At 42.0% G+C, this 13481-nt stretch carries 15 protein-coding genes; 14 read left to right on the plus strand and 1 reads right to left on the minus strand.

The window, feature by feature from the left end; genetic code table 11:
• The 4 genes from D7D53_RS03285 to deoD all read left to right on the plus strand — a co-directional run bounded on the left by D7D53_RS03285 (position 1) and on the right by deoD (position 3921).
• Positions 1 to 561, plus strand: a complete 561-nt coding sequence (locus tag D7D53_RS03285) for a DUF1697 domain-containing protein (RefSeq protein ID WP_120770111.1) — start codon at positions 1 to 3, stop codon at positions 559 to 561.
• Positions 558 to 1367, plus strand: a complete 810-nt coding sequence (locus D7D53_RS03290; protein ID WP_120770112.1) for a purine-nucleoside phosphorylase — start codon at positions 558 to 560, stop codon at positions 1365 to 1367. Before D7D53_RS03285 ends, D7D53_RS03290 begins: the two co-directional genes overlap by 4 nt.
• A gap of 2 nt (positions 1368 to 1369) precedes the next feature.
• A complete protein-coding gene (locus D7D53_RS03295; protein WP_120770113.1) occupies positions 1370 to 2653 on the plus strand; it encodes a chloride channel protein in 1284 nt (427 codons plus the stop codon).
• Between the two features lie 557 nt (positions 2654 to 3210).
• Complete coding sequence (gene deoD / locus D7D53_RS03300) at positions 3211 to 3921, plus strand: purine-nucleoside phosphorylase (protein WP_000022091.1); 711 nt, start codon at positions 3211 to 3213, stop codon at positions 3919 to 3921.
• Between the two features lie 32 nt (positions 3922 to 3953).
• Here the strand turns inward: deoD and pavA are convergent, their stop codons facing one another.
• Positions 3954 to 5609 (minus strand): Rqc2 family fibronectin-binding protein PavA, encoded by a 1656-nt coding sequence (pavA, locus tag D7D53_RS03305; RefSeq protein ID WP_120770114.1) that lies wholly within the window; start codon positions 5607 to 5609, stop codon positions 3954 to 3956.
• A gap of 104 nt (positions 5610 to 5713) precedes the next feature.
• On the opposite strand from pavA, the gene ybeY reads away from it, so the two are divergent.
• The 10 genes from ybeY (at position 5714) to smpB (ending at position 13474) form a co-directional block, all read left to right on the plus strand.
• Positions 5714 to 6211 (plus strand): rRNA maturation RNase YbeY, encoded by a 498-nt coding sequence (ybeY, locus tag D7D53_RS03310; RefSeq protein WP_000275156.1) that lies wholly within the window; start codon positions 5714 to 5716, stop codon positions 6209 to 6211.
• The gene (locus tag D7D53_RS03315; protein ID WP_120770115.1) at positions 6192 to 6587 is read left to right on the plus strand and encodes a diacylglycerol kinase family protein; all 396 of its coding nucleotides are present in this window, start codon (positions 6192 to 6194) and stop codon (positions 6585 to 6587) included. The genes ybeY and D7D53_RS03315 overlap by 20 nt, the downstream gene beginning before the upstream one ends.
• A 16-nt stretch (positions 6588 to 6603) precedes the next feature.
• The gene (gene era, locus D7D53_RS03320) at positions 6604 to 7503 is read left to right on the plus strand and encodes a GTPase Era (protein ID WP_120770116.1); all 900 of its coding nucleotides are present in this window, start codon (positions 6604 to 6606) and stop codon (positions 7501 to 7503) included.
• Positions 7504 to 7551: 48 nt separating this feature from the next.
• Positions 7552 to 8376, plus strand: coding sequence for a DNA-formamidopyrimidine glycosylase (gene mutM, locus D7D53_RS03325; RefSeq protein ID WP_120770117.1), 825 nt, complete (start codon positions 7552 to 7554; stop codon positions 8374 to 8376).
• A complete protein-coding gene (coaE, locus tag D7D53_RS03330) occupies positions 8376 to 8981 on the plus strand; it encodes a dephospho-CoA kinase (RefSeq protein WP_120770118.1) in 606 nt (201 codons plus the stop codon). Before mutM ends, coaE begins: the two co-directional genes overlap by 1 nt.
• Complete coding sequence (locus D7D53_RS03335) at positions 8968 to 10167, plus strand: multidrug efflux MFS transporter PmrA (protein WP_120770119.1); 1200 nt, start codon at positions 8968 to 8970, stop codon at positions 10165 to 10167. Before coaE ends, D7D53_RS03335 begins: the two co-directional genes overlap by 14 nt.
• A complete protein-coding gene (gene rpmG / locus D7D53_RS03340) occupies positions 10167 to 10316 on the plus strand; it encodes a 50S ribosomal protein L33 (RefSeq protein ID WP_001809104.1) in 150 nt (49 codons plus the stop codon). Before D7D53_RS03335 ends, rpmG begins: the two co-directional genes overlap by 1 nt.
• A gap of 39 nt (positions 10317 to 10355) precedes the next feature.
• Entirely contained in the window at positions 10356 to 10589 is a 234-nt protein-coding gene (secG, locus tag D7D53_RS03345; protein ID WP_000282517.1) for a preprotein translocase subunit SecG, read from the plus strand.
• A 100-nt stretch (positions 10590 to 10689) separates the two neighbouring features.
• Positions 10690 to 13044 carry a ribonuclease R gene (gene rnr / locus D7D53_RS03350; RefSeq protein WP_120770120.1) on the plus strand — a complete coding sequence of 785 codons (2355 nt, stop codon included), beginning with the start codon at positions 10690 to 10692 and terminating at the stop codon, positions 13042 to 13044.
• Positions 13007 to 13474, plus strand: coding sequence for an SsrA-binding protein SmpB (gene smpB / locus D7D53_RS03355; RefSeq protein ID WP_001051750.1), 468 nt, complete (start codon positions 13007 to 13009; stop codon positions 13472 to 13474). The genes rnr and smpB overlap by 38 nt, the downstream gene beginning before the upstream one ends.
• The last annotated feature ends 7 nt before the right edge of the window (positions 13475 to 13481 follow it).

Here is a 13481-nt window from a genome sequence, read left to right on the forward strand (position 1 = left end):
ATGACGCGATATGCTTTACTTGTTCGGGGCATTAACGTAGGTGGGAAAAATAAGGTTGTCATGGCGGAGCTACGTCAAGAATTGTCCGAATTGGAGCTTGAAAAGGTTGAAACCTACATAAACAGTGGCAATATTTTCTTTACTTCGACAGCTCCCAAAGCCCGATTGGTTGAAAAGTTAGAGGCTTTCTTTGAAGTCCATTATCCATTTATTCAGAGCTTTTCCTTGTTGAGTCTTGAGGACTTTGAAGAGGAACTTGAAAATCTGCCTGAATGGTGGACCAAAGATTTGGCACGAAAGGATGTGCTCTTCTACACGGATAGCTTGGATGTGGATCAAGTCATCGAGAAAGTGAACAGTTTGGAACTGAAAGATGAAGTGGTTCATTTTGGAAGACTTGGGATTTTCTGGGGGAAATTCTCTGAGGAATCCTACTATGCAACTGCCTATCATAAGTACTTGCTCAAGATGCCTTTTTATCGCAACATCACCATTCGCAATGCTAAAACTTTTGACAAAATCAGTCAAATGCTAAAAAATAATAACGGAGACACACAATGACATTTTTAGACAAAATCAATGAGACAGCTGCTTTCCTGAAGGATAAGGGAATCCAAACGCCTGAGTTCGGTCTAATCCTTGGATCAGGACTTGGAGAACTTGCAGAAGAGATCGAAAATCCAGTTGTAGTAGACTATGCTGAGATTCCAAATTGGGGCCGATCTACAGTAGTCGGTCACGCTGGTAAATTAGTATATGGTGAACTTGCAGGTCGTAAGGTCTTAGCTCTTCAAGGGCGTTTCCATTTCTACGAAGGAAATCCTCTGGAAGTTGTGACTTTCCCAGTTCGTGTCATGAAAGTTCTTGGATGTGAAGGTGTCATTGTAACCAATGCAGCTGGAGGTATTGGATTTGGCCCAGGTACTTTGATGGCTATCTCAGACCATATCAACATGACGGGGCAAAACCCATTGATGGGTGAAAACTTGGATGAATTTGGTCCTCGTTTCCCTGATATGTCTAAGGCCTATACACCAGAATACCGTGCTACTGCCCATGAAGTGGCTAAAAAACTTGGTATCAAGCTTGATGAAGGTGTCTATATTGGTGTAACTGGTCCGACTTATGAAACACCAGCAGAAATTCGTGCCTATAAGACACTGGGAGCAGATGCTGTGGGTATGTCTACGGTTCCTGAAGTTATCGTGGCAGCCCACTCAGGTTTAAAAGTTCTGGGAATTTCATGTATTACTAACTTTGCTGCTGGATTCCAAGAAGAACTGAACCACGAAGAGGTTGTAGAAGTGACTGAACGTGTTAAAGGCGACTTCAAAGGCTTGCTTAAAGCAATTCTTGCTGAATTGTAATCATGTTAATAGAATTGAGGAGTATTTTTCGAAAAATTCCTTATAATTTTAGATTATTCATAGCAGTAATTCTGCAAGGAATAGTTTCGGGTTTATCTGGTATATTTCTCCATTATCTTTTAGAGATGATGGAGAAGCTAGCTTTTGGTCAGTCAGAGCACCATAGTGGTTTTTTGACAGATGGAGTTTCCTCCTCACGGATAGGACTAAGTTTAATAATCGTGGGTCTTAGCTCGTCCTTAGTCTGGTACTTCTTGCAAAAAGGGTCGAAGATTTTTTCCATCAAAGCTCAGATGAAGGATGAGACTTCACAATACAAGCTTCATTTTCTAAAACAGCTATTTCATTCAATTTGGCAGATCATTGCAGTTGGAGGGGGAGCCCCTATTGGCAAAGAAGCTGCACCACGAGAAATTGGAACTCTATTTGCAGGACCAATTGGAAAAATATGTTCTCTCTCTAAGAAGGATCAAATCTTTCTCCTTGCTTGTGGTGCTGGTGCTGGTTTAGCAGCTGTCTATCAGGTTCCATTAACAAGTGTCTTCTTTGTTTTTGAAACCCTAGGAATTGCTCTATCTATTAAACGATTTGTCTTAGTCGGTTTGACTACCTATGTGTCAACCTATACAGCAGGCTGGGTTATTTCAGATCAGGCTCTCTACCAGATTCCAGCTATCACATGGTCATTAAAGGAAATATGGATTATTCCCTTATTACTTCTTTTCTTAACCCCACTGGCTTGGCTTTTTGGTCGCTTAAGTAAAGAAGCGTCTTCAAACAGAATAAAAGATAAACGAATACTTCTCACATTGCCCTCAGCTTTTCTTTTTCTTGTTGGTCTTGCAAGTTCCTTTCCACATCTACTTGGTAATGGACGCATGATGGCTCAGGAAATTTTAAATGGTAGCAGTGGTCAAACAGTGCTTCTCATGTTTTTCCTAAAAGCAGTGGTCGTTCTTATTATCCTTTGGGCAGGGGCCTATGGTGGTACTCTTACGCCATCTTTTGCCTTGGGGATGGCTGGAGCTGCCCTCTTTGGAATAATTCTAGGTGTGGATAGCCAGCCAACCACTTTACTTTTGGGATCTGTTTGCTTTTTGTCCGTGACTTTGAAGGCTCCCTGGTCTGCAACCGGATTAGTTATAGGTTTCACTGGGCTAGGTATAGATTCTATTCCGTATTTCTTAGTAACAGCTGTTTTAGCCTATGAATTTGCAAAAATGCTAGACCGCTTTCCTTGGGCTAGCATATTGTGTCAGAAGTCAAAGAATAAAGTAATTAGGTAGGAAATGCCCATTTCTTCTAGTCAGGGATTTATCTTAAAAGATTAAAAACTATTGTCAGTTTATCAATAACTGTTTTAAATAAAAATGTAGTAGGCTTATCGGAGTCATGATTGAATCCGATTTTTCCTAGCTATGAAATATAAAAATAAAAAAAGAAAGGTAGAGCGTGTGTTCTGATTTGAACACGAGCGGAAAACTTTTCTAAAAATCAGAAAGTAAGGGTAGTTCGGGTTTGAATTGAAGCCGGTCTAATCTTCTCAATATCATCAAAATTAAGAAAGAAAGGAATTGACCCCACCCTAAAAGCAGTGGGAAAAAGATAGTTGGTCTAGCGAGCATCGCTCACTGCTCCCAACTCCTATTTCCCCTTTGCTTTTTGACGGGTTTGGTATCTTTCTGATTATAAATTTTAGAATAAAGAAAGGATGGGTTAACTGTATTCATTGAACTGAATACGGGCGGAGAACTGTGTAAAAAAGATAAACTGTCTAGCATCTGCGATGCGTCGTCAGTTTCCTATTTTTACTTTGTTCTCTGTCGCCCTTTATATCTTAACTATGTCTATCCATATTGCTGCTCAGCAGGGTGAAATTGCTGATAAAATTCTTCTTCCTGGAGATCCTCTTCGTGCTAAGTTTATTGCGGAGAATTTCCTTGAAGATGCTGTTTGTTTTAACGAAGTACGTAACATGTTTGGTTACACTGGTACTTACAAGGGCCACCGTGTATCAGTCATGGGAACTGGGATGGGGATGCCATCTATTTCGATTTATGCGCGTGAGTTGATTGTTGACTACGGTGTGAAAAAATTGATCCGTGTGGGAACAGCAGGTTCATTGAATGAAGATGTTCACGTCCGTGAATTAGTTTTGGCGCAGGCAGCTGCAACCAACTCTAACATCATCCGCAATGACTGGCCACAGTACGATTTCCCACAAATTGCTAGCTTTGATTTGCTGGACAAGGCCTACCATATCGCTAAAGAACTTGGTATGACAACCCACGTTGGGAACGTTTTGTCATCTGATGTCTTTTACTCAAACTACTTTGAAAAGAATATCGAGCTTGGTAAATGGGGAGTCAAGGCTGTGGAAATGGAAGCAGCAGCCCTTTACTATCTGGCGGCCCAACACCATGTTGACGCGCTTGCCATCATGACTATTTCTGATAGTTTGGTCAATCCAGATGAAGATACGACTGCAGAAGAACGCCAAAATACCTTCACTGATATGATGAAGGTTGGATTGGAAACCTTAATTGCAGAGTAAAATGTAAAAGAAAATCCTGATTTCAAGTGAAATCAGGATTTTTTCATGGATGCGATTTTTTCTGGGTCTGGTGTGACACGGAGGGTCTTTTGTCCCGTGTAAGTTACAAAGCCTGGTTTGCCACCAGTTGGTTTGTTGAGTTTTTTGACTTCAATCATATCCACCTGGACCAGATTTGACAGGCGACCTTGAGAGAAGTAGGCTGCAAGTTCTGCTGCGTCTGTCTTGACTTCATCAGATGGGTCTAGGTTGCCTGAGATGACAACGTGGCTTCCAGGAATGTCCTTGACATGGAACCAAAGTTCCTCCTTGCGTGCCATTTTAAAGGTTAGCTCCTCATTTTGCAGGTTATTGCGTCCGACATAGATGATGGTTTTGCCATCGCTCGCCATATACTGTTCTGGTTTTTTGCGTTTCTGAATTTTCTCTCGCTGTCTTCTGCGGATAAAACCTGTTTGGATCAATTCTTCACGGATTTCAGCGATTTCTTCCAGCCCAGCTTGGTTGAGAACAGTTTCCACACTTTCCAGATAGAGAATGGTTGCCTTGGTTTCTTCAATCAGATCAGTCAAGTATTTGACAGCTTCTTTGAGTTTCTGGTAACGTTTAAAATAGCGTTGGGCATTCTGGTTGGGAGTCAGAGCCTTATCAAGCGCAATGGTGATAGGTTGATTAGTATAGTAGTTGTCTAGAATAACCTGGTCTTGGTCGTTAGGCACTTGGTGGAGGAAGGTTGTTAGCAATTCACCCTTTTGGCGAAATTCCTCAGCATTGTCTGTCGCTAGTAACTCTTTTTCTTGTTTTTTGAGTTTGTGTCGGTTTTTATGAAGTTCATTTTCAACACGACGAATGAGTTCACTGGCTTGCTGTTTGACGCGGTCGCGCTCAGCCTTATCCTTATAGTAGGTGTCCAACAAATCAGAAAGACTGGCAAAAGGCTCTCCCACCTGATTTGCAAAAGGAACTGGGCTGAAGGATGTCTCTGTCAAGCAGGGCTTGGTTTCTTGACTGAAAAAGTTACGGAAAGTAGACAGTTTATCACTAATCAGCAGGTCTTCCAATTCATTTGCCGTATCACGTCCCAGACCTTGAAAGAGGCTTTGAAGATTTTTAGCTGTCGTTTCCTGTGTTTGTAGGATTTCAAAGAGCTTTTCATCCTTGATCGTAAAAGGATTGAGAGATTCCGTACTTGGCGGAGCTATGTAGGTCGATCCAGGAAGCAAGGTACGGTAGCTATTTTGTGAAAAGCCGACGTGTTTGATAACTTCGAGGATTTTATGACTGCTTTTATCGACCAGTAGAATATTACTGTGTTTCCCCATAATTTCGATAATCAAGGTAGCCTGAATATGGTCTCCAATCTCGTTTTTATTGGAAACTATCATTTCCACAATACGGTCATTTTCCACTTGCTCAATAGACTCAATCAGGGCACCCTGCAAATATTTTCTCAAAACCATGATAAAGGTGGAAGGTTGGGCTGGATTTTCAAAAGTCGTTTGGGTCAGCTGAATGCGTCCAAAAACTGGATGGGCAGAAAGGAGCAGGCGATGACTTTGGCGATTGCTGCGGATTTGCAAGACTAATTCTTGTTCAAAAGGCTGATTGATTTTCTGGATGCGACCATTCACTAACTCTCTTCGCAATTCCTCAACCATGTGGTGTAAAAAAAATCCGTCAAATGACATCGTTCTCTCCTTGTGATTGTATTCCATAGTATTATATCAAAAAGGTAGAATAAAATCATGGAAATGTGGTATAATAAAGCCAAGTAAAGAGAAACGAGAAGCACATGTATATTGAAATGGTAGATGAAACTGGTCAAGTTTCAAAAGAAATGTTGCAACAAACCCAAGAAATTTTGGAATTTGCAGCCCAAAAATTAGGCAAAGAAGACAAGGAAATGGCAGTTACCTTTGTGACCAATGAACGTAGTCATGAACTCAATCTGGAGTACCGTGACACCGACCGTCCGACAGATGTCATCAGCCTTGAGTATAAGCCAGAGTTGGAAATTGCCTTTGACGAAGAGGATTTACTTGAAAATCCAGAATTGGCAGAGATGATGTCTGAGTTTGATGCCTATATTGGGGAACTGTTCATCTCTATCGATAAAGCACATGAGCAGGCCGAGGAATATGGCCATAGCTTTGAGCGTGAGATGGGCTTCTTGGCAGTACACGGCTTTTTACATATCAACGGCTATGATCACTACACTCCGGAAGAAGAAGCGGAGATGTTCGGTTTACAAGAAGAAATTTTGACAGCCTATGGACTCACAAGACAATAAACGAAAATGGAAAAATCGTGACCTGATATCCAGTTTAGAATTTGCTCTCACAGGAATTTTTACTGCCATCAAGGAAGAACGCAATATGCGAAAACATGCAGTGACGGCTCTTGTGGTCGTCCTTGCCGGTTTTGTTTTTCAGGTGTCACGAATCGAATGGCTCTTTCTCCTATTGAGCATTTTCTTGGTAGTAGCCTTTGAAATTATCAACTCTGCTATTGAAAATGTGGTGGATTTGGCCAGTCACTATCACTTTTCTATGCTGGCTAAAAATGCCAAGGATATGGCGGCTGGCGCGGTATTAGTGGTCTCTCTTTTCGCAGCCTTAACAGGCGCATTGATTTTTCTCCCACGGATTTGGGATTTATTATTTTAAATAGCAAGAGGAAATTATGACTTTTAAATCAGGCTTTGTAGCCATTTTAGGACGTCCCAATGTTGGGAAGTCAACTTTTTTAAATCACGTTATGGGGCAAAAGATTGCCATCATGAGTGACAAGGCGCAAACAACGCGCAACAAAATCATGGGAATTTACACGACTGATAAGGAACAAATCGTCTTTATCGACACACCAGGGATTCACAAGCCTAAAACGGCCCTTGGAGATTTCATGGTAGAATCTGCCTATAGCACCCTTCGTGAAGTGGATACCGTTCTTTTTATGGTACCTGCTGATGAAGCGCGTGGTAAGGGGGACGATATGATTATCGAGCGTCTTAAGGCTGCCAAGGTTCCTGTGATTTTGGTGGTGAACAAGATTGATAAGATTCACCCAGATCAGCTTCTGTCTCAGATTGATGATTTTCGTAATCAAATGGACTTCAAGGAAATCGTTCCTATCTCAGCCCTTCAGGGAAATAACGTGTCTCGTCTAGTGGATATTTTGAGCGAAAATCTGGACGAAGGTTTCCAGTATTTCCCGTCTGATCAAATCACAGACCATCCAGAACGTTTCTTGGTTTCAGAAATGGTTCGTGAGAAAGTCTTGCACCTAACTCGTGAAGAAATTCCTCACTCAGTTGCCGTAGTAGTTGATTCTATGAAACGAGACGAAGAAACAGACAAGGTTCACATCCGTGCAACCATCATGGTTGAGCGCGATAGTCAGAAAGGGATTATCATCGGTAAAGGTGGTGCTATGCTTAAGAAAATCGGTAGCATGGCCCGTCGTGATATTGAACTCATGCTAGGAGACAAGGTCTTCCTAGAAACCTGGGTCAAGGTCAAGAAAAACTGGCGCGATAAAAAGCTAGATTTAGCTGACTTTGGCTATAATGAAAAAGAATACTAAGTAGAGGTGGGCTCATGCCTGCTTCTTGTTTTTACAGAAGGAGGACTTATGCCTGAATTACCTGAGGTTGAAACCGTTCGTCGTGGCTTAGAAAAATTGATTTTGGGTAAAAAGATTTCGAGTGTAGAAATTCGCTACCCCAAGATGATTAAGACAGATTTGGGCGAATTTCAAAAGAAAGTGCCTGGTCAAGTTGTTGAGTCAATGGGACGTCGTGGGAAATATTTGCTTTTTTACCTGACAGACAAGGTCTTGATTTCCCATCTGCGGATGGAGGGCAAGTATTTTTACTATCCAGACCAAGTACCTGAACGCAAGCATGTCCATGTTTTCTTTCAGTTTGAAGATGGTGGCACGCTTGTTTATGAGGATGTACGCAAGTTTGGTACTATGGAACTCTTGGCTCCTGACCTTTTAGACGCCTACTTTATTTCTAAAAAATTAGGTCCTGAGCCAAAAGAGTCAGACTTTGATGTGCAGGTCTTTCAAGATGCTCTAGCCAAGTCCAAAAAGCCTATCAAATCCCATCTCCTAGACCAGACCTTGGTAGCTGGACTTGGCAATATCTATGTGGATGAGGTTCTCTGGCGAGCTCAGGTTCATCCAGCTAGACCTTCCCAGACTTTGACAGCAGAAGAAGCGACTGCCATTCATGACCAGACCATTGCTATTTTGGGTCAGGCTGTTGAAAAAGGTGGTTCCACCATTCGGACCTATACCAATGCCTTTGGGGAAGATGGAACCATGCAGGATTTTCATCAAGTCTATGACAAGGCTGGTCAAGAATGTTCACGTTGTGGCGCCGTGATTGAGAAAATCCAACTAGGTGGACGAGGCACCCACTTTTGTCCAAACTGCCAAAGGAGGAGCTGATGGGGAAAATCATCGGAATCACAGGAGGAATTGCCTCTGGTAAGTCAACAGTGACAAATTTTCTAAGAAAGCAAGGCTTTCAAGTAGTGGATGCCGACGCAGTCGTCCACCAACTACAGAAACCTGGTGGTCGTCTGTTTCAGTTTCTAGTCCAGCACTTTGGTCAAAAAATTATCTTAGAAAATGGAGAACTCAATCGCACTCTCCTAACTAGTCTCATCTTTTCAAATACTGATGAACGAGAATGGTCTAAGCAAATTCAAGGAGAGATTATTCGTGAGGAACTGGCTATTTTGAGAGACCAATTGGCTCAGACAGAAGAGATTTTCTTCATGGATATTCCTCTACTTTTTGAGCAGGACTACAGCGCTTGGTTTGATGAGACATGGTTAGTCTATGTGGACCGAGATGTCCAAGTGAAACGCTTAATGAAAAGGGACCAGTTGTCCAAGGATGAAGCTGAGTCTCGTTTGGCAGCCCAGTGGCCCTTAGAAAAAAAGAAACATTTGGCCAGTTATGCGCTAGACAACAATGGCAATCAGGATCAGCTTTTAACTCAAGTGCTTATTCTTCTTGATGGAGGTAAGCAAGATGACAGAGATTAACTGGAAGGATAATCTGCGCATTGCCTGGTTTGGTAATTTTCTTACAGGAGCCAGTATTTCCTTGGTTGTGCCTTTTATGCCCATCTTTGTAGAAAATTTAGGTGTAGGGAGTGATCAAGCTGCTTTTTATGCAGGTTTAGCTATTTCTGTCTCTGCCATTTCTGCGGCGCTTTTCTCTCCTATCTGGGGTATCCTTGCTGACAAATACGGTCGAAAACCCATGATGATTCGGGCCGGCATGGCCATGACCATTACTATGGGAGGCTTGGCTTTTGTTCCAAATATTTATTGGTTAATCTTTCTTCGTTTGCTAAATGGTGTATTTGCAGGTTTTGTTCCCAATGCAACGGCTCTGATAGCTAGTCAGGTTCCAAAGGAGAAATCAGGCTCTGCTCTTGGGACTTTGTCTACAGGAGTAGTTGCAGGTACTTTAACTGGTCCCTTTATAGGGGGCTTTATCGCAGAATTATTTGGCATTCGTACTGTTTTCTTACTGGTTGGTAGTTTTCTGTTTTTAGCCGCTCTTTTGACTATTTGCTTTATCAAGGAAGATTTTCAACCAGTAGCCAAGGAAAAGGCCATCCCAACAAAGGAATTATTTACATCAGTTAAATATCCCTATCTTTTGGTCAATCTCTTTCTGACCAGTTTTGTCATCCAATTTTCAGCCCAATCGATTGGCCCTATTTTAGCACTTTATGTGCGCGACTTAGGCCAGACAGAGAATCTTCTCTTTGTGTCAGGTTTGATTGTATCCAGTATGGGCTTTTCTAGCATGATGAGTGCAGGAATCATGGGCAAGCTAGGTGACAAGGTGGGTAATCATCGCCTCTTGGTTGTAGCTCAGTTTTATTCAGTCATCATCTATCTCCTCTGTGCCAATGCTTCTAGCCCCCTTCAACTAGGACTCTATCGTTTCCTCTTTGGCTTGGGGACCGGTGCCTTGATTCCTGGAGTTAATGCCCTTCTCAGCAAGATGACACCCAAATCTGGCATTTCGAGGGTCTTTGCCTTTAACCAGGTATTCTTTTATCTGGGAGGTGTCGTTGGTCCTATGGCAGGTTCTGCAGTAGCAGGTCAATTTGGCTACCATGCTGTCTTTTATGCGACAAGTCTTTGTGTTGCATTTAGTTGTCTCTTTAACCTGCTTCAATTTCGAACATTATTAAAAGTAAAGGAAATCTAGTGCGAGTAAAAATTAATCTCAAATGCTCCTCTTGTGGCAGTATCAATTACCTAACAAGTAAAAATTCAAAAACTCATCCAGACAAGATCGAGGTTTTAAAGTATTGTCCCAAGGAAAGAAAAGTAACCCTACATCTTGAATCTAAGTAGATTTTATGGTAAAATAATAAGGATTTTAAGGAGTTTGATATGTATAACCTATTATTAACCATTTTATTAGTATTATCTGTTGTGATTGTGATTGCGATTTTCATGCAACCAACTAAAAACCAATCCAGCAATGTATTTGATGCCAGCTCAGGTGATTTGTTTGAACGCAGTAAAGCACGCGGTTTTGAAGCTGTAATGCAGCGTTTGACAGGGATTTTAGTCTTTTTCTGGCTAGCCATTGCCTTAGCATTGACGGTATTATCAAGTAGATAAGAAAATAATGGGCAGGACTAGGTCTTTGCCTCTTTTTATTTTTAAAGGATATTTGAGCAGGTTTTACAGTAAAAGAAAATAAAAAATCTAGAAAGAAAATATGAAAGATAGAATAAAAGAATATTTGCAAGATAAGGGAAAGGTGACTGTCAATGACTTGGCTCAGGCTTTGGGAAAAGATGGTTCCAAGGATTTTCGTGAGTTGATTAAAACCTTGTCCCTAATGGAAAGAAAGCATCAGATACGCTTTGAGGAAGATGGCAGTCTGACTTTGGAAGTCAAGAAAAAACATGAGATTACCCTCAAGGGGATTTTTCATGCCCATAAAAATGGCTTTGGCTTTGTCAGTCTAGAAGGCGAGGAGGACGACCTTTTTGTAGGGAAAAACGATGTCAACTATGCTATTGATGGAGATACAGTTGAGGTCGTGATTAAGAAAGTCGCTGACCGCAATAAGGGAACAGCAGCAGAAGCAAAAATTATCGATATCCTAGAACACAGTTTGACAACCGTTGTAGGTCAAATCGTTCTAGATCAGGAAAAGCCTAAGTATGCCGGCTATATCCGTTCGAAAAACCAGAAAATCAGTCAACCGATTTATGTTAAGAAACCAGCCCTTAAACTAGAAGGAACAGAAGTTCTCAAGGTCTTTATCGACAAATACCCAAGCAAGAAACATGATTTCTTTGTCGCGAGTGTCCTCGATGTAGTGGGTCATTCAACGGATGTCGGAATTGATGTCCTTGAGGTTTTGGAGTCTATGGACATTGTCTCAGAATTTCCAGAGGCTGTTATCAAAGAGGCAGAAAGTGTGCCTGATGCTCCGTTTCAAAAGGATATGGAGGGTCGTCTGGATCTGAGAGATGAGATTACCTTTACCATTGACGGTGCTGATGCCAAGGACTTGGATGACGCAGTTCACATCAAGGCTTTGAAAAATGGCAATATCGAACTTGGAGTTCACATCGCAGATGTTTCCTACTATGTGACTGAGGGTTCTGCTCTTGACAAGGAAGCCCTTAACCGCGCAACTTCTGTCTATGTGACAGACCGTGTGGTCCCAATGCTGCCAGAACGACTGTCAAATGGTATCTGCTCTCTCAATCCTCAAGTTGACCGCCTGACCCAGTCAGCTATTATGGAGATTGATAAACATGGTCGTGTGGTCAACTACACCATTACACAAACGGTAATCAAGACAAGCTTCCGTATGACCTATAGCGATGTCAATGATATTATAGCTGGCGACGTGGAAAAGAGACAAGAGTATCAGAAAATTGTCCCAAGTATTGAACTTATGGCTAAGCTCCATGAAACTCTAGAAAACATGCGTGTGAAACGTGGTGCCCTCAATTTCGATACCAACGAAGCGAAGATTTTAGTGGATAAACAAGGTAAGCCTGTTGATATTGTTCTTCGTCAGCGTGGTGTTGCTGAGCGCATGATTGAGTCCTTTATGTTGATGGCCAACGAAACAGTTGCCGAGCATTTTAGTAAGCTGGATTTGCCTTTTATCTATCGAATTCACGAGGAGCCAAAGGCTGAAAAAGTTCAGAAGTTTATTGATTATGCTTCGAGTTTTGGCTTGCGCATTTATGGAACTGCCAGTGAGATTAGCCAAGAGGCCCTTCAAGACATCATGCGTACTGTTGAGGGAGAACCTTATGCGGATGTATTGTCCATGATGCTTCTTCGCTCTATGCAGCAGGCTCGCTATTCGGAGCACAATCACGGCCACTATGGATTAGCGGCTGACTATTACACTCACTTTACTAGTCCGATTCGTCGTTATCCAGACCTTCTTGTTCACCGTATGATTCGTGATTACGGCCGTTCTAAGGAAATAGCAGAGCATTTTGAACAAGTGATTCCAGAGATTGCGACCCAGTCTTCCAACCGTGAACGTCGTGCCATTGAGGCTGAGCGTGAAGTCGAAGCCATGAAAAAGGCTGAGTATATGGAAGAATATGTAGGTCAAGAGTACGATGCTGTTGTATCAAGTATTGTCAAATTCGGTCTCTTTGTTGAATTGCCAAACACGGTGGAAGGTTTGATTCACATTACCAATCTACCTGAATTTTATCATTTCAACGAACGTGATTTGACTCTGCGTGGAGAAAAATCAGGAACCACCTTCCGTGTAGGACAACAGATTCGTATCCGAGTTGAAAGAGCCGACAAGATGACGGGTGAAATCGACTTCTCTTATATCCCAAGTGAGTTTGATGTGATTGAAAAAGGCTTAAAACAGTCTAATCGCAGCGACAGAGGGCGTGGTTCAAGTCGTCGTTCAGATAAGAAGGAAGATAAGAGAAAATCGGGACGCTCAAATGATAAGCGCAAGCATTCACAAAAAGATAAGAAGAAAAAAGGAAAGAAACCTTTTTATAAGGAAGTAGCTAAGAAAGGAGCCAAGCATGGCAAAGGGCGAGGGAAAGGTCGTCGCACAAAATAAAAAAGCGCGCCACGACTATACAATCGTAGATACGCTAGAGGCAGGGATGGTCCTGACTGGAACTGAAATCAAGAGTGTGCGAGCTGCTCGAATCAATCTCAAGGATGGCTTTGCCCAAGTAAAAAATGGGGAAGTTTGGTTGAGCAATGTTCATATTGCGCCTTACGAAGAGGGCAATATCTGGAATCAAGAACCAGAACGTCGTCGTAAACTCCTGCTCCATAAAAAGCAAATCCAAAAGTTGGAACAAGAGACCAAAGGGACAGGTATGACCCTGGTTCCCCTTAAAGTCTATATCAAAGATGGCTATGCCAAGCTTCTTTTAGGACTTGCCAAAGGGAAGCATGACTATGACAAAAGGGAGTCTATCAAACGTCGTGAGCAGAATCGCGATATTGCGCGCGTGATGAAAGCTGTTAATCAGCGATAAAAAGAGG

This window comes from Streptococcus gwangjuense (assembly GCF_003627155.1).
Lineage (GTDB): Bacteria > Bacillota > Bacilli > Lactobacillales > Streptococcaceae > Streptococcus > Streptococcus gwangjuensis.